Source organism: Tropicimonas sp. TH_r6 (assembly GCF_033101155.1).
GTDB lineage: Bacteria > Pseudomonadota > Alphaproteobacteria > Rhodobacterales > Rhodobacteraceae > Tropicimonas.
This window is the reverse complement of the sequence record NZ_JAWMPX010000030.1, coordinates 45,336-60,805: the sequence shown is the minus strand read 5'-3', so window position 1 is coordinate 60,805 and position 15,470 is coordinate 45,336. Positions and strand designations below refer to the sequence as shown.

The following is a 15,470-nucleotide window of genomic DNA, read 5'->3' as shown; positions in this document are numbered from 1 at the left end:
GCTAGGGAACTAAGCATTTCCTTGTAGCTCCAGAGAATCCAAGCTGCGTGCCAACGTTCATCCTTGGGGGATAGCATGAGCATTCCATGAAACGGTGTACCTTCGGTATTGAACTGTTCCTAAAGAGCAATGTCAGCAAACGTTGTTATTTCGTAATCGCTAATAGGCCCTATCCTGTCTTTGACACTCTCAAGTAGATCTCTTCCGAGGCTTGTACGAGGCAAAGTGTCGTTCATTTCAACCAACCGCCTTAGGCCTTGCTGGGCCAACTCATTCTCGTCTAGGCAGTTTTCTTCCAACTGGAAGATGTCCGTTGCCCAATGCGTTGCGGTTTCTACCTGTGGTACATAGGCGCTGATGATGTCTGTTGTGTCGTCGGAAAGGGCGAGAATTTCATTCAAATAGAATTCAAAAGACTTGTCGATTGCATCTAACGTGTTTCCTTCTCGAACGTCTTGAAATTGGGCGCGTGCTCGAAGCACGCGATGAAAGAGAAGGGTGACCCTTTTGGCTATTCCTTCATTGAAATCGGTCAGACTATTGTTGGGGCTCATCACCCAATCCTCGCAACTTTGGCGTCTGTCTCGCTCAGGAACGCCGCCCAACTCTCCATCATTTTCCGTCGCTTCTCGAACACGTCCGAGCGGGCATAGGCTTGCTCGACGGCATCGCCCGTCTTGTGCGCCAGCGCGGCTTCCGCAACCTCGCGGGGGTAATTCTTCCTCTCCTGCGCCCAAGTCCGGAATGACGTGCGGAAGCCGTGAATATCGGCATCGAAGCCGAGTTCCTTGACCAGCTTGGAAAGCGTCATGTCGGACAGAACCTTGCCGCGCAAACTGGGGAAGACGAGGCCGGACCCGTCGCGCAGGTCTGCCGCTTCAGCCAGTATCTCCATCGCCAGCTTGGTTGCCTTCCATGCGCGCGAAGCATGGACCGTTTCAATACATCCGGCAACGTCCGAGTAAGGCAGCGCCTTGCGGTGTTTCGCCTTCCGCTCCACGCGCGGTAGGGCAAGAGACTGTGCCGTTGATGGATTGCTGGAACACATGCCTTCGGCAATGCCCCACTTGAACACGTAGGAAATTCGATAGACCAGCTTGCGCGCCAAATGTGGCACCTTCTCCCGAGCGGCCAATATAGCCTGCCTGATGTCGGCGCTCGTGACTTCTGGCAACGGAACCGCGCCGAAATGCGGAAAGATGTAGGTTTCAAGCGTGGAGAGGAACGCGGCCCGATCCTTGGGGTTCTTCCAGGTCGGGGAGAGTTCTGCATGTGTCTTGTGGGCGGCTTCTTCAAACGTCAGGACGGCTTGCGCCTTGCGCCTTGCGCTTCTGCGCGAGCGGGTCGCCGCCAGCACGGGCAACGCGCTTGTTTTCCAACGCCTGCTCCCGTGCTTCTGCCAGCGTCACGACCGGAGGGCTTCCGAGTCCCATTTCCCTCCGCTTGCCCCGGATAACGATGCGCTGAACCCACGATTTGGCGCCGCTCGTCTTCACGAGAAGGAACAAGCCGGTGCCCTTGCCATCGTGATACTTGCCGGGCTCCTTTGCGGAACTGACGAACGCGGCCGTCAGGGCTTTGCGGGTGGCTGTGGTTGCGGAAGGCATTTGTTCCCCCAATCGTTCCCCCTCAATATAGTGGAACAACTCGGAACATGAAAGCACAGTGGGGAGTAAAGCAACCTTATTTCAAAGGTATGTGAAGTTTTTCCGGAACATGCCGGAATACAATATGGCGCCGTAGGGATCGCTACGTTGTTCTGCAGCCAATGGTCAGGCTTTGCCCCGGCGCAGGTGCAACTGGCGGTGTGATCGCGCCGAACCACCCATCCATGGTGAGCCCGATCACATTGACGTTGGCGGCTCTTTAGATTGCCCGGTGGCTGGGATATCGACAGCCGTATCCCGTTTTGAGCTGCCATTGGTGCCGTCTTGGCTGCATTGTTCGAGGCAAGACCTTAAAGGAGCCTGTCCATGTCATTTCGTTCCCACGCCTTGGCGACGGTGATTGCCTGTGCGGTTCCCGTCGTTGCGTCTGCGCAATCCAATGCGCTGCCGCCTGCGCTCCTCTCTCTCGAGTTGAACGCGATCCACGATGTTGGCGGCGCCTGCCGTCTGAGCTTCCTCGTGCGGAATGAGACGGGGACCGCGATCGACAAGGCCGTGTTCGAGACGGTGATCTTCGACCCGTCCGGTGGGGTTGCCAGCCTGACCCTGTTCGATTTCCGGGACCTGCCAGCAGATCGGCCCCGTGTTCGGCAGTTTGACCTGCCTGAAATGTCCTGCGGTACTATCGGTCAGGCCTTGATCAACGGGGCGAATACCTGCGTCGTGGACGGGGCTGACAGCGAGATTTGCGACTCGGCCCTGTCGCTCGACAGCCGTCTCGAGGTGGAGTTGCTCGGATGAGCGCCCTGGAAACACTGCGCGGGATTCTCGATCTCGGCGGACCGGTGATCGCGATCCTGTTCGTGCTGTCGGTGCTGGCACTCGGCGTGACGCTTTACAAGATCTGGCAGTTTGCAACCTCCGGGGTCGGTCGCCACAAGGTGTTGTCGGAGGCCCTTGTCGCCTGGGATCTCGGCGACCGTCGCGCGGCACGCGCGAAACTGGCCGAGAGCCAGAGCTACCTTGCGCCGCTCGTGGGCGCGGCGATGACAGATCCGGACCAGCCCGGCCTCGACGCACGACTCGACGCGGAAGCCGGTCTGGCGCTCGCCGGGCTGGAGCGCGGGTTTCGCTTTCTCGACACCGTGGCCCAGCTGGCGCCCCTTCTCGGGCTCTTTGGCACCGTGCTTGGCATGATCGACGCGTTCCAGAGCCTTCAGAAAGCCGGGTCTTCGGTCGATCCATCGCTGCTGGCCGGGGGGATCTGGGTTGCGCTGCTGACCACGGCAGTCGGGCTTGCGGTTGCCATGCCGACCTCGATGATCCTCGCCTGGCTCGAAAGCCGGACCGCGGCCGACCGGGTCTTTGCCGACAAGGCATTGCGGACCGTTCTGGTGCCGGGCATCACCGACCCGGGGGGGGAAGACGAGCGCGGTGCCGCGCCGGTTGCGACGCATGCGTAATGTCGCCCCCTTTATTCGCCGCCCGGTGGCGCTGACACCGCTCATTGACGTAATCTTCCTGCTTTTGCTGTTCTTCATGCTGTCCTCGACCTTCTCGAAATTCGGCGAAATCGAACTGCGTCAGGCAGCGCCCGGAGCGTCGGCGCCCAGCACGGTCGAAGACCGTGTCTTTGTGCAGCTTGGCGCGGACCGGCTGACCCTCAACGGTGCTGACCTCTCCCTGGACGACCTGTCCGCGCGGATCGAAGCCGGTCAGGTTCTGGTCAGCCTCGACGCCGACACCTCGTCACAGCGGCTGGTCGATCTGCTTGTTCGGCTGCGCGGGCGGGAGGACCTCAGCGTCACGGTGCTGGAGTGAAACCATGATCCGCCCTCCCACACCGCGGCGCAGGCGCGACTCGACCATCGCGCTGATCAACGTGGTCTTCCTCATGCTGATCTTCTTCCTGATCGCCGGTACGGTTGCGCCTCCGCTCGATGGCGAGGTGACCCTTGTCGACACGACCGGGTTGGAGGGGCGTGAACCGCCGGACGCGCTTGTCCTGCGCAAGAACGGACAGCTCATCTTCCGTGGGCTCCCGGTCGATCCGGAGGCGTTCATGGCCGATCAGGCGGCCGAGCCGGTGCGGATCGTCCCGGACCGCGAGGCCTCGGCGGAGCGTTTGATCGAAGTGACGGGCGCGCTTCGCCGCTTTGGAGCCCCCTCTGTCTTCATCGTAACCGAACAGGCGCTCCCATGATCCGCCGGTCGGCAGCCATCGCGGCCGTGGCCCTTCTGCTGTCGCTTGCCGTGCATCTCACCGGTCTCGGCCTGACCGTTCGCGTGCGGCCCGAGCCGCCTGCAGACCTTGCCGCGGCAGACGCGGTCTCCATGGGGACGGCCTTCGAGGATCTCGCCGAAACGAGTTCTGAACCGGCCCCGGCCGAGACCGCCCCGGTCGCCGCCCAGCCGGTCGCTCCGCCGGAACCGGAGCGGACCGATCCGCCCACGACGATGGCCCTCGTGGCATCGGACAATCCACAGAATGTGTTGTCGCCCGACTTGGGCGAGGCGGAAAGCCCGGAACCGGAGCAGGTCAGCCCCGTCGAGCCGGATAGCACCGGTGCCGACACGCCCTCGGTCGGGGACCCGTCGGGCACCCCACCGGACGGACGGGCCGCCGCACCGACCACGCCGCCGGTCGAAGCCAGCCCGGTCAATGACACATCAGCGGCGCAACCGGTCGATCCTGTCGCCGCTGAGCCCGTCGCGGCTCCAACGGTCGCGACCGCGCCCGCGGCGCCAAGCCCGACCGCCCCGGAGCCGGTCCAGAGCGTCCCCACGCTGCCGATTGCGCAATCCCCCGACGTCGCGTCGATCCCGGTTGTCTCGGCGGAAACGGAAACGGTCGATCCCGCACCACCCGAGGCGGCTGTTGAACCGGTGCCCGACACTTCGGAGCTTGCGACCGGCGAGGAGACGACCGGTGAGTCCGAGCTGGCCGTCCTGTCCTCGCCACGACCGCAGCTTCCAACCAGACGCCCCCCAGTGCCGCCCTCGACGCAAACGGCCGATCCGAACACAGTGCTGGAGGTCGACGACGACTCCGAGCTGGCCGCGATCATGCGCGGCGAGATCGACTATTCGATCTTTGGCGGCGGCGGGTCGAGGTCCAGTCGAAGCAGCGGCACGGGTCGTGGCCCCGGAAACGCCGATGTCACCAATTATGCAGGGCGGGTGCTGATGCATCTGAACCGGGCGCCGACCATCCCCATCCGGACACCTGGCTCGGCCCGGGTTATCTTCGAGCTCAATCGCGACGGGACTGTTTCGTGGGTCAACATCACCAGAAGTACGGGAACGTATGAGTTCGATACCGCCGCCCGGCAACAGGTTCTTCAGGCATCGCCTTTCCCGCCTCCGCCGCAAGGGGCCCAGCGACGGTTCAGCTTCGTCTATCGGAGCAACTGACCGGGTAAGGAAGGAATTCCCGGGAACAGGGCCCGTGCCGGTGGCCATTTCGGGTTCGACAGAATCTCAGTGTCCGGGAGAGCCGTCCTCGTCTCGCAGGATGGCAATGCCGTCCGGGCGCAGGTTCCGGTGCAGCAGGATCATCTCCCGTCTTGCTTGGATCTCGGGGATGGAGACGCGCCGAATGCTCCCCATACGGGAAAGCCCGCGCCAGTCCGGCACAACGGCATAGCCGAGGCCCCGGGCGACCGCCGAGGCGATGGCTTCCAACGCGTCGAGTTCGCAGAGGATCCGCTCCGGAGCGACATGTCCCTTGAGCCACGGCGCCAGGAGCCTGCCACCCCAGGAGGCGGTATCGTAGACGAGGGCACGATCTGTCGCGATGATCTCCTCTGCCGATCGGTCGTCGCCGGACCGGATGATGAGCACGAAGGGCTGGGTCTCGATCGGGACGAGGCCGAGCGCTTTGGGGATCTCGAAAGGCGGACGGATCAGGAAGGCGGCATCGATTTCCTGGCGCGAGAGCCGTTCGAACAGCTCGCGCGACGTCCCCGGAACGATATGCAGTGACGCGCCGGGCGCGGCGTCAGGCAATCTGGCGAGAAGGGCGGGGATACGGTCGCTGAGCGCGGTCGATATGGCGCCGAGGCGGATCTCTCCGCTGAGGCCGGTCTGGTCCAGATCCGTTGCGAGCTGTTCCATCTCGGCGCAGATCCGGCGCAGACGGGGCAAGCTCGCCAGACAGGCCGGTGTCGGCGCAACCCGTTGCCCGGCCCGGACCACAAGGCTTTCCCCAAGTTCTGCCTCAAGGCTCCGGACCCGTTGCGTGACAGCAGCTGGCGTGAGCTGTTGGAGGCGCGCAGCCGCGGCAAAGGACCCGGTCTCGACAACCGCAACCAGAGTTCGAATGAATCTTGAATCCATGCAAAACCTATCTTCTGAATTCAATTAAACATAGTATTTCTTCGTTTTGAAGCATGTTAAATGTTTCTTGCGCGGCCTTCCGGAGACAGGGCCGCTATGGGAAACTTTTCCGCAGGGGTGCCAATAGGATGTCCAGTGCGGGTCTTGCGGCAAGGGCAAAAAAATGACGACATTGGAAGCCAGGTTCAGCGGCCTTGGAGCCGACAACGCACCCGGACAAGAAGTGCGGCAAAGCGTGGATCAGGTTGCGGCCCTCCAGCGCGGGGAACGCATGGACGGAGCGCCCGTCGATTTCTCGCATGGCGATGTCGATGCCTTTCCGCCGCCGCCGGGAGCGGAACAGGCTTGGCGAGAGGGATATGCGGTCGGTGGCGCCCAGGCCTATACCGAATATCGCGGGGCCGCCGCGATCCGGGAGGGGTTGGCCGGCCGGCTCGCGGAGTTCTCCGGCGCTCCGATCGATCCGGAGCAGGAACTGATCCTCACGCCGGGCACGCAGGGCGCGCTCTTCCTTGCCATGGGCGCGGTTGTTGCGGACGGAACGAAGGTTGCCATCGTCGAGCCCGACTATTTTGCTAATCGCAAGCTTGTCCGCTTCTATGGCGGCGAGATTGTCCCCATCCCGCTTCGGTATTCCGGGAAGGCGGGCGAAAACGGCCCCGATCTCGACCGGTTGGAACAGGCGTTCCGGGATGGCACCAAGGTCTTGGTCTTTTCCAACCCGAACAACCCGACCGGGCATGTCTGCTCCGAGGAAACGATCAACAGGATTGCCGCGCTGGCGGCGGAGCATGGCGCGACGGTGATCGTCGACCAGCTCTATTCCCGCCTGCTCTATAGCGGCGAGACCTACACCCATCTGCGGGCCTGCCAGACGCGGCCGGAGAACCTTCTCACCATCATGGGGCCGTCCAAGACGGAATCGCTGAGCGGCTTCCGGCTCGGGGTCGCTTTCGGATCTGCCGCGCTTGTCGACAGGATGGAGAAGCTGCAGGCCATCGTTTCTCTGCGGGCCGCCGGGTATAATCAAGCGGCGCTCACCACTTGGTTCCAGGAGCCGGCAGGCTGGATGGACCAACGGATCGCGGCGCATGAGGCGATCCGGGATGAGCTCCTCGACATCTTCCGAACCGCAGGATTGCCGACCGCCGCACCTCAGGCGGGCAGCTATCTCTTCCCAGAACTGCCGCCGCTCTGTGTCGCACCGGAGGTCTTCGTGCGACTGCTGCGGCACCAAGCCGGTGTGACCGTGACACCGGGCAGCGAGTTCGGACCGGACTCGGGCCAGTCGATCCGTCTGAATTTCTCGCAGGATCATGGGAATGCTGCCGCAGCGGCGCGGCGGATCGTGGAGATGGTCGAGAGGTATCGGGCATGAAAGTCGGCATCGCGGGGATGGGGGCCATCGGGCTGAACGTTGCCGGGGCGCTGGATCGCGACGAGATCCCCGGCTGCACGCTCGCGGGGTTTGCCGCGCGTTCGCAGGCGCGCGCGGACGCCTTCAACGCCACGCTCGCGCGGCCGGTTGCGCATCTCGGCTTCGAGGACCTGGCCGACCGCTGCGACCTGGTGATCGAATGCCTGCCACCGCAGCTCTTCGAGGCGATAGCCCGACCGGTGCTTGAGCGGGGCAAGAGCCTGGTCGTGCTGTCCGCAAGTCAACTGCTCGGCCGCGACGACCTCATCGCCCTGGCCGAGGCACATGGTGGCCGGATCCTCGTGCCTTCCGGCGCCATGCTTGGCCTCGATGCGCTCAAGGCGGCGGCGGTTGGAGAGATCACCTCGGTGACGATTGAGACCCGGAAGCCGGTGGCCGGCCTGCTCGGCGCCCCCTATCTCGCCGAAGCGGGCATCGACCTGACGGGGCTGGACGCGCCGCGCTGTATCCTGTCGGGATCGGTGACCGAGGTCGCGCGGGCCTTCCCGGCCAATGTCAATGTTGCCGCCGCTGTCAGTCTCGCCGGTCTGGGGCCTGACCTCACCCGGCTGGAAATCTGGGCCGACCCTGGGCTTGAGCGGAACCAGCACAGCGTCCACGTGATTTCGGACAGTTCTGATTTCACCATGACGATACAGGGCCGCCCGAGTGCGCAGAACCCGGCAACCGGCCGGATCACCCCGCAAAGCGTCATTGCCCTGCTCCGGCAGCGCTCCGCATCCCTGCGGGTCGGCACCTGAAGGCAGCGGCCCCGGCGCGCCGGGGCCGACGGACAGAAACGACGGCTCCAACGAATTTGGCCCGCCCCTTTCGGGACGGGCCTTTGAGCGACATCTGTCTGTTGGAGAGGGTCAGCTGTCGCGACCGTTCTCCGAGGACAGCTCGGACTTCAGCTTGACCAGCTCGGCCAGCGAGTAGTCGGCCGCATCAACACCGAGGGACTCGGCGAGCTGGGCATGTCCGGCGGAGATGCCGCTCTTGGTGGAAACCGTGAAGCTGCCGTTCTCCCCGCCGTTGCGGAGGTAGTTGGCAGCGGCCTGCTCGTGATCCTGCTCGGCGCTGCGCAGGGCGATTTCACGAACCGTTTCAGCATCGACGCTGCCGAACCCGCCGGGATTGGAGAGGATCGCGTTGGCCGCAGCGCGATCGTCGCTCTCAAGGGCGTTGCGCAGGGAGATAAGCTCGGCCGTGGTGTAAACACCCGGCTCGACATTCAGCTGATTGGCGAGCTGGTCGGAGGCGAAAGCCGGCGCGGAGAGCGAGAGCAGGAGGGCGGTGGTCAGGGCGATGCGGTTCATGGGGATGGTCCTTCTTGATGCGTTTGGTCGTTGATGCGGTTTGTGTTGCAGCGCTGTGTGCGCCTTCGATGAGAAACAGATGGGTCTGTGATCCCTGAACGAAAACAGAAGAATATATTGGGTTCATGTGCGCTGATGCACATCACAGATAGCGGAGCAGGGGTTGGCAAAAAACGGGCGGCGCCAATCGGAGCGGCCGCGCGGGCGAGGCGGCGCGTGTGGCGTTTTTCGGTTGGAATGGCAGCGCAGCTCAGGGTCAGGGGCGCGCCGTATCGCCAATGGCCGTCCGGGCTCCGGGCGGATGCGCCCATAGCCCGCAGGTCGCGCCATCGGGGCATGACTCCCAGAGGAAGGCGGAAACGGGTGGAAGGCGGTTTTCGCGCATTACGCCCCGCGCATCCTTGTCGTTACCTGAGCGAGTGGATCGAGCTTTCAAGCAGGTGCCTTGTATAGGGGTCGGTCGCCTGAAGTTTGCGCATCTCCTCGACACCCAGAAACTCGACGATCTCGGCGGATTTCATAACGGCGATCCGCTCGCAGAGATGGCCGACGACGCCAAGGTCATGCGAGACCATGACATAGGTCAGCTTGTGCTCCTCGCGCAGATCGACGAGCAGGTTCAGAATCTCGGCCTGGACCGAGACATCAAGCGCCGAGGTCGGCTCATCGAGAAGCAGGATGCGAGGCTCCGGCGCCAGCGCCCGCGCGATGGCGACGCGTTGGCGTTGTCCTCCCGAGAGCTGATGCGGGAAACGGAAACGGAACCCGGTGCCGAGCCCGACATCGTCCAGCAGCTTGTCGATCCGGCTGTCGATATCGGTGACGCCATGCAGGCGCATCACCTCCGACAGCACCCGGTCCACGGTCTGGCGCGGGTGCAGCGAGGCGTAGGGGTCCTGGAAGACCATCTGGACGTTGCGGTAAAACTGGTGGCTGCGCCGTTTGCTCAGCAGTTCTCCGGCCACCGACATCTCGCCCGACCAGTTCGGCGCAATGCCCTCGATGGCGCGCAGGATGGTGGACTTTCCCGAGCCGCTTTCGCCGACCAGCCCGAAGCTCTCGCCTTCTGCCACGTCGAAGCTGACATCCGAGACGGCGTCGGAGCGTTCCGTGCCGTTGCCGAACCAGACATCGAGATGCCGGATTGTGATCGCATTCATGTCCGCGCACTCACAGATGGGGCCTCACGCCAGGCCGGGTCGCGTTTCAGAACGTCCAGCCGCGCGCGCGGGTGTTCAAGATCGGGGACCGAGTTCAGCAAGCCGAGCGTGTAGGGATGGCGCGCGTTGCGCAGCTCGGACGCCTCGACGACCTCGACGATCCGCCCTGCATACATGATCACGATCCGGTCGCAGAACTTGGCGACGAGGTTCAGGTCATGGCTGATGAAGATCAGCCCCATACCGCGCTCGCGCACCAGCCGGTCCATGATATCGAGCACCTGGAGCTGGACTGAGACATCGAGCGCCGAGGTCGGCTCATCCGCGATCAGCACTTCGGGGTTCGGCAGCAGCATCATTGCGATCATGATCCGCTGCCCCATGCCGCCCGAGACCTCGTGCGGGTAGAGGTCGAAGACCCGCTCCGGGTCGCGGATCGAGACCTCTTCCAGCATGGCGATCGCCTGGGTGCGGGCGGCGACCCTGGAGAACTTCTCATGCGTCCGCAGCGCCTCGACCATCTGCTGGCCGACGCTCATCACCGGGTTGAGCGAGAATTTCGGGTCCTGCATGATCATCGAGACCTTGCCGCCCCGGAGTGCGCGCATCCGCGTCTCGGAGGCCGTCAGCAATTCCTCGCCGCGCAATTCCATCCGGTCCGCCGTGACGGCGCCGGGGGAGCGGATGAGGCGCAGGATCGCGCGCCCGGTCATCGACTTTCCGGAGCCGGATTCTCCGACGATGCCCAGCCGCTCGCGGCCCAGCGAGACCGAGATCCCGCGCACGGCGTCGAAGGTGCCGGACCGGGTCGCGAAGCGGACCCAGAGATTCTCGATGTCGAGAAGGGGTGTTGCGTCGCTCACGAGTTTCCTTCCTTCGGGTCGAGCACGTCACGCAGGCCATCTCCGAGCAGGTTGAAAGCGAGCGAAATGGCGAAGATGGCGAGGCCGGGGATCGTGGCCACCCACCAGTAATCGAGGATGTATTTGCGCCCCTCGGAGATCATCGCGCCCCATTCCGGGCTGGGTGGCTGCGCGCCGAGACCGAGAAAGCCAAGGCCCGCCGCGGTCAGGATGATCCCGGCCATGTCGAGCGTGACCCGGATCACCAGCGAAGAGATGCAGAGCGGCCAGATATGCCGGGTGACGATTTGGGTATGCCCCGCGCCTTGTAGCCGAATGGCGTGGATGAAGTCGGAGTTGCGGATGGTCAGGGTCTCCGCCCGCGCGATCCGCGCATAGGGCGGCCAGGCGGTCAGCGAGATCGCAAGCACCGCGTTTTCGATGCCGGCGCCGAGGGCGGCGACAAAGGCCAGTGCGAGGATGAGGCGGGGGAAGGCGAGGAAAATGTCGGTTATCCGCATCAGCAACACGTCCACCCAGCCGCCGGCATAGCCCGCCACCGTGCCCACGATCAGCCCTACGAGCGGCGCCACCATGGCGACGAGCAGCACGATATAGATCGAGATCCGCGCGCCGAAGAGGATGCGGGAATAAATGTCCCGGCCGAGGCTGTCCGTGCCGAAGAGATGCCTATTCTCGCCCGGTTCCAGCAGCCGCGCGCCAAGGTCCTGCGTGAAGGGGTCATGGCTCGCCAGCAGCGGCGCAAAGATCGCGGCGAGGATCAGGATGGCGAGCACGCCGAGCCCGATCATAGCCAGCGTGTTGGACCGGAAAGTCAGCCAGCCCTTGTACCAGGCCGCAAGGCTCGCCTGTCGGCGGGAGGTTGGCGCATCGGAAAGCAACCAGTCGCGCACTCCGTGGGTGTCTGTCGTCATTTGGCCCTCGGATCGAAGAAGCGGTACAGCAGGTCAGAGAAGATGTTGATGCCGACGAAGATCGTCCCGATCACGATGGTTCCGCCCAGCACCGAGTTCATGTCATTGGCCAGAAGCGAGGTCGTGATGTATTGCCCGAGGCCGGGCCAGGCGAAGATGATCTCTGTCAGCACGGAACCCTCCAGCAGGTTGGCATAAGCCAGCGCGATCACCGTAACGAGCTGGATGCGGATGTTGCGGAAGGCGTGGCCCCAGATCACGTTCCACTCGCTCAGCCCTTTCACCCGCGCGGTCGTTACATATTCCGAGCCGAGCTGTTCGAGCATGAAGGAGCGGGTCATGCGGCTGATATAGGCGAGGCTGTAGTAGCCCAGCAGCGAGGCAGGCAGGATGATATGGGAGAAGGCGTCGCGGAACACGGCCCATTCGCCGCGCAGCGCGCTGTCGACAAGGAGCATCCCGGTGATCGGTTCCACAACGCCTTGATAGAAGATACCGACCCGTCCGGGCCCGGCAACCCAGCCGAGAATGCCGTAAAAAACGAGAAGACCGAGAAGCCCGAGCCAGAAGATCGGCATCGAGTAGCCGATCAACCCGACGAAGCGCGCGATCTGGTCGATCCAGCTCCCCCGTTTGACGGCGGCAAGAACCCCGAGCGGGACGCCGAGGATGATGCCGATCAGCGTACCGAGCGTGGCCAGCTCCAGTGTTGCCGGGAAGACGCGGGCGATATCGGTCGAGACCTCCTGACCGGTCCGGATCGACTGGCCCAGATCGCCGTGGAGCACCGAGTTCACGTAAATCCCGAACTGGACGAGCAGCGGTTTGTCGAGCCCAAGCGCGAGGAAGGTCTCATCATACTGGGCCTGCGTCGCCCGTTCGCCGATCACCGCGAGCACGGGGTCGATCGGCATCACGCGGCCGATCATGAAGGTCACGAAAAGCAGCCCGAGAATGGTCGCCGCGACCGTCGCCAACGTGGTCAGCGATTTGCGCAACCAGGGTGGAAGGGACGGCATCTGCCGTCCCCCGTCACTTGCGTAGCTGTCGGACATCTATTTCGTGATGACCCAGTAGGAGACCGCCGTGGTGGCGCCACCGGCGACGAAGTTCTCGACGTTGGCGCGCATGCCGTTCTGTTCGATCTTCTGGAACATGACACCGAAGGGGCTGACCATCTGGTGTTCGCCCTGCAGCGCCAAATACATCTCCTTGCGCTTTTCGGTGTCGTTCTCGACGACCGCCGCCAGCGTGGTCTCACTCATCTCCGGGATACCCCAGGCATTTCGCCAGGCGAGAAGGCCAGTCGCGCCCGCCTCGTCGGAATTGTCCGGGTTGATGGCGAACGTGCCGGCATTGGTGTTCGGGTCCGGATAGTCGGGCCCCCAGGCGCCGAGATAGATGTCATGCTCGCGGGCGCGGTAGCGGTCGAGCGTCTGTGCGCCGGTGCCGACGATCAACTCGACCTCGCAGCCGATCTGGCCCCAGGTGTTCTGAAGCGACTGGCCGATATCGAGGCGCTCTTGCGCATCGCGAACCGAGATCTTGATCGGGCCACATTCCGGATAGCCGGACTCCGCCAGCGCCGCCTTGGCCTTCTCCAGGTCGAAATCGAAGGGCTTCTCTTCCAGCGCACCGAGGAAGGTGAGCGGCAGGAAGGCCTGATGCACCGTGTATTGACCCTTGAGGAAGGAATCCGCCATGCCGGTGTAATCGGTTGCCCATTTCAGCGCCTCGACCACCTTGGGGTCGGCCAACATCTCGACTTTCTGGTTGGCCGACCAGTACATCAGGCGGCCACGCAGTTCGTCGACGATCTTCACGCCTTCGACCTCGGAAAGCCCCGCCACGTCCTCGGGCGAGAGGTTGCGCGCAACGTCGATATCGCCGCGCTGGAGTTGCAGCCGCTGGGTTGCGCTCTCCTGGATGTGCTGGACGATGACCCGCTCCATGGCCGGTGTTTCACCGCCATAATTCGGGTTCAGGTCCATCAGCACGCTCTCGTTCGGCTTCCAGTCCATGACCTTGTAGGGCCCCGAGCCGACCGTGTTGGTGCGCAGCCAGGCGTTGCCCATGTCACCCTCGACCTCGTTCTCCATCACCGCCTTCATGTCGACGATGCCGCCGATCGTGGAGGTAAGGCAGTTGAGTACGAAGGAAACCGCGTAGGGCTTGTCCAGCGTCAGGACCAGCGTGGCATCATCCGGGGCGACGATGGTTTCCTCGACATTGTCGGCGGTGAAACCGAACTGGGTCAGGATGAAGGCGGGCGTCTTGTTCAGCAGCACCGCCCGGCGCAGCGAGAACTCGGCATCCTTCGCCGTCACCGGGTTGCCGCTGGAGAAGACATGTCCTTCGGCCATTGTGAAGGTGATGGTCAGGCCATCCGCCGAGATTTCCCAGCTTTCCGCGAGGGCCGGCTGGTAACCGGCGTCAAGGTCGAGCGGGTCGAAATTGACGAGCTTTTCATAGACGTTGCGGTTTACGTCAGAACCGGCGAACTCGAAGGTTTCGGCTGGGTCGAAGGTCTTGATGTCGTCGATCCGGTTGGCGATGACGAGCATGTTGGGCGGCGTTTCGGCAAATACGGGGGCGATCCCGGAGCCGGCCATCAGGGCGGCCACGGCAGCGCTTGCGAGTGCGTATCTCAAATTCATCTTTCGAACTCCCTGTTCGGTTTTCCACTGTGGGAACGCGCTACTCTCCCCACGTGTTGCTCAAGACGCGCAACCAATTTCCATGTGTGACCTTGGTCATGAGGGCCTCGTCGACCCCATGTGCCCCCATGGCCGCCAGAAGTTTGGGCAGGCCGGCACAATCCTGTATCGGTTTGGGAACAAGAGCACCGTCGAAATCCGAACCGAATCCGATGCGGTTCTCGCCCAGCCGCTCGACGAGATGGTCGAAATGCCGGAGCATGACATCGAACCCGAGATCGTTATCCATCCGGCCGTCGGGCCGCAGGAAGGCACTGGCGAAATTGATCCCGACCATGCCGTCGCTGTCGCGGATTATGTCCAGTTGCCGGTCGGTCAGGTTGCGCGAATGCGGGGTCACGCTCCAGGCATTGGAGTGGGTCGCGACCAGCGGCGCGTCGCTGATCCGGGCCACATCGTCGAAGCCTTTCTCGTTCAGGTGTGAAACATCTACAATGATTTTCAAAGCGTTACAGGCGCGGATCAATGCCTTGCCATCCTCGGTCAGTCCCGGCCCGATATCTGGCGTCGACGGGAAACGGAAGGGGACGCCATGACCCCAAACCGTGTCCCGGCTCCAGACCGGGCCGAGGGAGCGCAACCCGCGCGCATGGAAGTCGTGTAACCGCCCGAAATCTCGATCAATCGCTTCTGCGCCCTCGATATGGCTGACCGCGGCCATCGCCTCGCCGGGCAGCGCCGCGGCGATCTCCGCCGATGTCCGGCACAGGCGCACCGCTCCCGCAGCTTCGAGCGCGTCCAGTGCTTCAAAGCCCCGCAACGTCCAATCGAGCCCTTCCTCTTCCGTCAATGGCGCGGGCAGTGGCAGGTCATAGGAGGGCTTGCACATCTCGGCCGCCTTGTTGCCTCCATCGTTCGGGCTCGGGGCGTAGATGGCAAAGAATCCACCGCCGAACCCGCCTGCAATGGCGCGCGGCTTGTCGATGTGGCCGTCTTCCAGCCTTGCCGATACATCTTTAGCTGTGGTGTCTCCCAGCAAAAGGCGAAGAACGAGGTCGTTATGGCCATCGAAGACGGGGAAATCGGTCATGGTTGCTCCAGGCATAGTCATGGGGAGAGACCGAGCGTTGCTGGCTCGGCGGGAGAACGCTGAATTCGCAACGCCATCTATCTCCCCCTGTCCGGTACAGGCGAG

18 protein-coding genes are annotated in these 15,470 nt (G+C 63.4%); 7 read left to right on the top strand and 11 right to left on the bottom strand.

Annotated elements, in window-relative coordinates; genetic code table 11:
- Positions 1-119: 119 nt before the first annotated feature.
- The 3 genes from R3X27_RS21365 to R3X27_RS21355 are packed head-to-tail and all read right to left on the bottom strand — an operon-like array spanning position 120 to position 1,607.
- Entirely contained in the window at positions 120-554 is a 435-nt protein-coding gene (locus tag R3X27_RS21365; RefSeq protein WP_317710930.1) for a hypothetical protein, read from the bottom strand.
- Positions 554-1,357 carry a tyrosine-type recombinase/integrase gene (locus R3X27_RS21360; RefSeq protein WP_411572524.1) on the bottom strand — a complete coding sequence of 268 codons (804 nt, stop codon included), beginning with the start codon at positions 1,355-1,357 and terminating at the stop codon, positions 554-556. The genes R3X27_RS21365 and R3X27_RS21360 overlap by 1 nt, the downstream gene beginning before the upstream one ends.
- A complete protein-coding gene (locus R3X27_RS21355; protein WP_317710928.1) occupies positions 1,293-1,607 on the bottom strand; it encodes an Arm DNA-binding domain-containing protein in 315 nt (104 codons plus the stop codon). The genes R3X27_RS21360 and R3X27_RS21355 overlap by 65 nt, the downstream gene beginning before the upstream one ends.
- 366 nt (positions 1,608-1,973) lie before the next feature.
- On the opposite strand from R3X27_RS21355, the gene R3X27_RS21350 reads away from it, so the two are divergent.
- From R3X27_RS21350 to R3X27_RS21330, 5 genes are read left to right on the top strand one after another with little or no spacing between them, the layout of a single operon-like run.
- Positions 1,974-2,408 carry a hypothetical protein gene (locus R3X27_RS21350; protein ID WP_317710927.1) on the top strand — a complete coding sequence of 145 codons (435 nt, stop codon included), beginning with the start codon at positions 1,974-1,976 and terminating at the stop codon, positions 2,406-2,408.
- The gene (locus tag R3X27_RS21345; protein WP_317710926.1) at positions 2,405-3,070 is read left to right on the top strand and encodes a MotA/TolQ/ExbB proton channel family protein; all 666 of its coding nucleotides are present in this window, start codon (positions 2,405-2,407) and stop codon (positions 3,068-3,070) included. Before R3X27_RS21350 ends, R3X27_RS21345 begins: the two co-directional genes overlap by 4 nt.
- Positions 3,063-3,428 (top strand): ExbD/TolR family protein, encoded by a 366-nt coding sequence (locus R3X27_RS21340; RefSeq protein WP_317710925.1) that lies wholly within the window; start codon positions 3,063-3,065, stop codon positions 3,426-3,428. The genes R3X27_RS21345 and R3X27_RS21340 overlap by 8 nt, the downstream gene beginning before the upstream one ends.
- A gap of 4 nt (positions 3,429-3,432) precedes the next feature.
- Positions 3,433-3,810, top strand: coding sequence for an ExbD/TolR family protein (locus tag R3X27_RS21335; protein ID WP_317710924.1), 378 nt, complete (start codon positions 3,433-3,435; stop codon positions 3,808-3,810).
- The gene (locus R3X27_RS21330) at positions 3,807-5,021 is read left to right on the top strand and encodes a TonB family protein (protein WP_317710923.1); all 1,215 of its coding nucleotides are present in this window, start codon (positions 3,807-3,809) and stop codon (positions 5,019-5,021) included. The genes R3X27_RS21335 and R3X27_RS21330 overlap by 4 nt, the downstream gene beginning before the upstream one ends.
- Positions 5,022-5,087: 66 nt before the next feature.
- Here R3X27_RS21330 and R3X27_RS21325 read toward each other — a convergent pair whose 3' ends face one another.
- Positions 5,088-5,945, bottom strand: a complete 858-nt coding sequence (locus tag R3X27_RS21325) for a LysR family transcriptional regulator (protein WP_317710922.1) — start codon at positions 5,943-5,945, stop codon at positions 5,088-5,090.
- A 163-nt stretch (positions 5,946-6,108) separates the two neighbouring features.
- Between R3X27_RS21325 and R3X27_RS21320 the strand changes: the two genes are divergently transcribed.
- Positions 6,109-7,323: a pyridoxal phosphate-dependent aminotransferase gene (locus R3X27_RS21320; protein WP_317710921.1), complete on the top strand. Its 1,215-nt coding sequence runs from the start codon at positions 6,109-6,111 to the stop codon at positions 7,321-7,323.
- Positions 7,320-8,123 carry an aspartate dehydrogenase gene (locus R3X27_RS21315; protein WP_317710920.1) on the top strand — a complete coding sequence of 268 codons (804 nt, stop codon included), beginning with the start codon at positions 7,320-7,322 and terminating at the stop codon, positions 8,121-8,123. The genes R3X27_RS21320 and R3X27_RS21315 overlap by 4 nt, the downstream gene beginning before the upstream one ends.
- Before the next feature lie 111 nt (positions 8,124-8,234).
- On the opposite strand, the gene R3X27_RS21310 is transcribed toward R3X27_RS21315, so the two are convergent.
- The 7 genes from R3X27_RS21310 to R3X27_RS21280 all read right to left on the bottom strand — a co-directional run bounded on the left by R3X27_RS21310 (position 8,235) and on the right by R3X27_RS21280 (position 15,365).
- Positions 8,235-8,681, bottom strand: a complete 447-nt coding sequence (locus R3X27_RS21310; RefSeq protein ID WP_317710919.1) for a hypothetical protein — start codon at positions 8,679-8,681, stop codon at positions 8,235-8,237.
- Positions 8,682-9,088: 407 nt separating this feature from the next.
- Positions 9,089-9,841 carry an ABC transporter ATP-binding protein gene (locus tag R3X27_RS21305; protein WP_317710918.1) on the bottom strand — a complete coding sequence of 251 codons (753 nt, stop codon included), beginning with the start codon at positions 9,839-9,841 and terminating at the stop codon, positions 9,089-9,091.
- On the bottom strand, positions 9,838-10,704 hold the full coding sequence (locus R3X27_RS21300; protein WP_317710917.1) for an ABC transporter ATP-binding protein: 867 nt from the start codon (positions 10,702-10,704) through the stop codon (positions 9,838-9,840). Before R3X27_RS21300 ends, R3X27_RS21305 begins: the two co-directional genes overlap by 4 nt.
- Entirely contained in the window at positions 10,701-11,618 is a 918-nt protein-coding gene (locus tag R3X27_RS21295) for an ABC transporter permease (RefSeq protein WP_317710916.1), read from the bottom strand. The genes R3X27_RS21300 and R3X27_RS21295 overlap by 4 nt, the downstream gene beginning before the upstream one ends.
- Complete coding sequence (locus tag R3X27_RS21290) at positions 11,615-12,637, bottom strand: ABC transporter permease (protein WP_317710915.1); 1,023 nt, start codon at positions 12,635-12,637, stop codon at positions 11,615-11,617. Before R3X27_RS21290 ends, R3X27_RS21295 begins: the two co-directional genes overlap by 4 nt.
- Before the next feature lie 36 nt (positions 12,638-12,673).
- Entirely contained in the window at positions 12,674-14,275 is a 1,602-nt protein-coding gene (locus tag R3X27_RS21285; RefSeq protein ID WP_317710914.1) for an ABC transporter substrate-binding protein, read from the bottom strand.
- A gap of 40 nt (positions 14,276-14,315) precedes the next feature.
- Positions 14,316-15,365 (bottom strand): dipeptidase, encoded by a 1,050-nt coding sequence (locus tag R3X27_RS21280; protein WP_317710913.1) that lies wholly within the window; start codon positions 15,363-15,365, stop codon positions 14,316-14,318.
- Positions 15,366-15,470 lie beyond the last annotated feature (105 nt).

Excerpts from the sequence above, each read along its gene's own strand:
- R3X27_RS21365 (WP_317710930.1), bottom strand. The coding sequence starts at position 554 with ATGAGCCCCAACAATAGTCTGACCGATTTCAATGAAGGAATAGCCAAA.
- R3X27_RS21355 (WP_317710928.1), bottom strand. The coding sequence starts at position 1,607 with ATGCCTTCCGCAACCACAGCCACCCGCAAAGCCCTGACGGCCGCGTTC.
- R3X27_RS21350 (WP_317710927.1), top strand. The coding sequence starts at position 1,974 with ATGTCATTTCGTTCCCACGCCTTGGCGACGGTGATTGCCTGTGCGGTT.
- R3X27_RS21345 (WP_317710926.1), top strand. The coding sequence starts at position 2,405 with ATGAGCGCCCTGGAAACACTGCGCGGGATTCTCGATCTCGGCGGACCG.
- R3X27_RS21340 (WP_317710925.1), top strand. The coding sequence starts at position 3,063 with ATGCGTAATGTCGCCCCCTTTATTCGCCGCCCGGTGGCGCTGACACCG.
- R3X27_RS21335 (WP_317710924.1), top strand. The coding sequence starts at position 3,433 with ATGATCCGCCCTCCCACACCGCGGCGCAGGCGCGACTCGACCATCGCG.
- R3X27_RS21330 (WP_317710923.1), top strand. The coding sequence starts at position 3,807 with ATGATCCGCCGGTCGGCAGCCATCGCGGCCGTGGCCCTTCTGCTGTCG.
- R3X27_RS21325 (WP_317710922.1), bottom strand. The coding sequence starts at position 5,945 with ATGGATTCAAGATTCATTCGAACTCTGGTTGCGGTTGTCGAGACCGGG.
- R3X27_RS21320 (WP_317710921.1), top strand. The coding sequence starts at position 6,109 with ATGACGACATTGGAAGCCAGGTTCAGCGGCCTTGGAGCCGACAACGCA.
- R3X27_RS21315 (WP_317710920.1), top strand. The coding sequence starts at position 7,320 with ATGAAAGTCGGCATCGCGGGGATGGGGGCCATCGGGCTGAACGTTGCC.
- R3X27_RS21310 (WP_317710919.1), bottom strand. The coding sequence starts at position 8,681 with ATGAACCGCATCGCCCTGACCACCGCCCTCCTGCTCTCGCTCTCCGCG.
- R3X27_RS21305 (WP_317710918.1), bottom strand. The coding sequence starts at position 9,841 with ATGAATGCGATCACAATCCGGCATCTCGATGTCTGGTTCGGCAACGGC.
- R3X27_RS21295 (WP_317710916.1), bottom strand. The coding sequence starts at position 11,618 with ATGACGACAGACACCCACGGAGTGCGCGACTGGTTGCTTTCCGATGCG.
- R3X27_RS21290 (WP_317710915.1), bottom strand. The coding sequence starts at position 12,637 with ATGCCGTCCCTTCCACCCTGGTTGCGCAAATCGCTGACCACGTTGGCG.
- R3X27_RS21285 (WP_317710914.1), bottom strand. The coding sequence starts at position 14,275 with ATGAATTTGAGATACGCACTCGCAAGCGCTGCCGTGGCCGCCCTGATG.
- R3X27_RS21280 (WP_317710913.1), bottom strand. The coding sequence starts at position 15,365 with ATGACCGATTTCCCCGTCTTCGATGGCCATAACGACCTCGTTCTTCGC.